The organism is Micromonospora sp. M51, assembly GCF_018070305.1.
In the GTDB taxonomy this organism is placed as follows: domain Bacteria; phylum Actinomycetota; class Actinomycetes; order Mycobacteriales; family Micromonosporaceae; genus Micromonospora; species Micromonospora parva.
The window spans coordinates 1-2,282 of record NZ_JAGPXZ010000888.1 but is presented as its reverse complement, the minus strand read 5'-3'; the positions used below and the strand labels follow the sequence as shown (position 1 = coordinate 2,282).

Annotated in this window: 3 protein-coding genes; 1 reads left to right on the top strand and 2 read right to left on the bottom strand. The window is 71.1% G+C overall.

Annotated features, from left to right (window positions below; translation table 11 throughout):
* Positions 1 to 53 precede the first annotated feature (53 nt).
* Positions 54 to 539 carry a winged helix-turn-helix domain-containing protein gene (locus KBX53_RS30240; protein ID WP_309140889.1) on the bottom strand — a complete coding sequence of 162 codons (486 nt, stop codon included), beginning with the start codon at positions 537 to 539 and terminating at the stop codon, positions 54 to 56.
* Positions 540 to 667: 128 nt separating this feature from the next.
* Entirely contained in the window at positions 668 to 1,402 is a 735-nt protein-coding gene (locus KBX53_RS30235; protein WP_210863097.1) for a GNAT family N-acetyltransferase, read from the bottom strand.
* A gap of 116 nt (positions 1,403 to 1,518) precedes the next feature.
* Between KBX53_RS30235 and KBX53_RS30230 the strand changes: the two genes are divergently transcribed.
* Entirely contained in the window at positions 1,519 to 2,100 is a 582-nt protein-coding gene (locus tag KBX53_RS30230; protein ID WP_210863095.1) for a TetR/AcrR family transcriptional regulator, read from the top strand.
* The last annotated feature ends 182 nt before the right edge of the window (positions 2,101 to 2,282 follow it).

Sequence of the window (2,282 nt, the reverse complement as noted above, 5' to 3'; positions counted from 1 at the left end):
CTCGTCACCGGAAGACCCGGTGACGAGCCGTTTCGCTTGTGGTCCGTCGGTCGTCAGTCGACGCTGAGCCGGTAGCCGATCCCCCGCACGGTGTGCACGCGCAGGGCGTCGTCGGCGGCGCGCAGTTTGCGACGTAGCCGCTTCACCGCCGAGTGCAGGGTCGACGTGTCGCCGAGGAACGCGCAGCCCCAGACCGATTCGAAGAGCCGCTCGTACGTCCAGACGCCGACCGGGGCGGTGGCGAGCTGGGTGAGCAGGTTGCGTTCGAGTCGGGTCAGGGCCAGCGGTTCTCCGCGCCACGTCACCCGGTGCTCAAGCGGGTCGATGGTGAGGTCGCCGAGGCTGATCTGACCGGCCGCGCCGACAGGTGCGCCGGCTGCGACGAGGGCGGGCGTGGGCGCGGCGGTGGAGGTGGCGACCCGGGCCGGACCGCTGATCACCGGTCCGCCGATCATCGCCTGCAACTCCGCGAGGTCGGCGCAGATCACCAGGGTGCCCAGGCCGTTGAGGCGCCGAACCATCCGTTCGCGCACCGACACGTCAGCGGTCACGCAGAACACGAGGGACACATCGTCGATCACTGTCGTACCTCCCCAGGCGACAGTAAAAGACAACGCTGTCTGAACCGCGTAGTCAATGGTTTGCGCCGGCCGGCGCCCGCTCGTCGTCAGAAGGTCAGCAGGCGGAACTCGCCCACCGGCCGGAAACCGAGGCTGCGGTAGACCGACTCACCGACCGCCGACGAGGTGAGGGCGGCGGTGCGGACGCCCCGCTCGGCGGCCAGATCCAGGGCGGCCCTGGTCATGGCCGCACCGATGCCCCGGCGGCGCTGCTCCGGCTGGGTGCCGACGAAGTAGAGCGTGACCAGGCCGTGGCTGATCCAGGCGACGGCCGTCGCGACGACCCGACCGTCATCGCGGTGGCCGGCCAGCCGGAGCAGCGTGCCGTCGCCGGTGAACGCCTTCTCCCGTTCGATCGTCGCCGCCACACCGTCCGCCGGAATTCCGGACACCCGGGCATAGGCCGGGACGAACGCGGCGAGGTCGGCGGTCTCGGCGATGTGCACGCCGGCGGGCGTCGGCACATCGGCCGCCTCCCCGATCTCCACCGTCATGATCGGCATACGGGCGACCTCCACCGCGCCGAGGGAGATCAGGGCGTCCGCGCTGCCGGCGTCGCTGTCCGGGCCGACCCACCAGATCCGGGGTACGCCGTGCAGGCGTTGCCGGGCCTCGGTGAGCGCGTCGTGCGGGGTGCGCCCGGCCACCCGCAGCACGCCGTTGAGCGGCGCGTGCGGCACGTCACTGCGGTAGGTCGGGAGGTCCGGGCCTCCGGTGACGCCGATGTTCCACCCGAGCAGGTACGCCCGGTGCGCGGCCAGCACCGTGTCGAGAGGCTCCATGATCTGGATCGTAACGCGGTGGCCGGCACCTGCCCCGAGCAGGGGAAACGGCCGGCCCGGCGGCTGTGACCGGCGGTACTTTGTCGATCGTTCCAGATAGTGGGTAGGGTTCGGTCATGGCACGTACCCGGGAGTTCGACCTCGACGCCGCGGTCAACGCTGCCATGGACGTGTTCCGGAGAAAGGGTTACGAGGGCACCTCCATGCGTGACCTCTCCGAGGCGACCGGCCTGGGCAGCGGCTCGATCTACGCCGCGTTCGGCAGTAAGGACGGCCTCTACCTGGCGGTGCTCGACCTGTACCGGCAGCGCTACGCCGCCCCGATGGTCGATCTGCTGCGCTCCGGCAACGACGCGCGAGCGGTCATCCGGGAGGTCTTCATCGGCGCGGTGGACGACATCACCGGCGACGGCCGGCACCTCTCCTGCCTCATCGTCGGCGCCTCGATGGAACGCGCGCACCAGGACGTGCGGGTCGCCGAGCGGCTCCGCTCGACCACCCAGTCCCTGGAGTTGGCGCTCTACGACCTGCTCGCCGAGGCCCAGTTGCGAGGTCAGATCACCACCGACCGCAGCGCCACCGACCTGGCCGGCTTCCTGGTGACCAGCCTCCAGGGTCTGCGCGTGATGGGCGCCATCACCCCGGACCGGGCGGCGCTGACGCGGTACGCCGAGGTCGCGCTCACCTGCCTGGACTGACCGCCCACCAGCGGGCCGCCCGGTAACCCGGACCTCGGCGAGGTCGGTGCGGGCGCTGAGCAACGACCGGCCCCTTCGGTGGGTCACCACCAGGCCGGGCGCCTCGGAGAGGTCACGCATGGAGGTGCCCTCGTAACCCTTTCTCCGGAACACGTCCATGGCAGCGTTGACCGCGGCGTCGA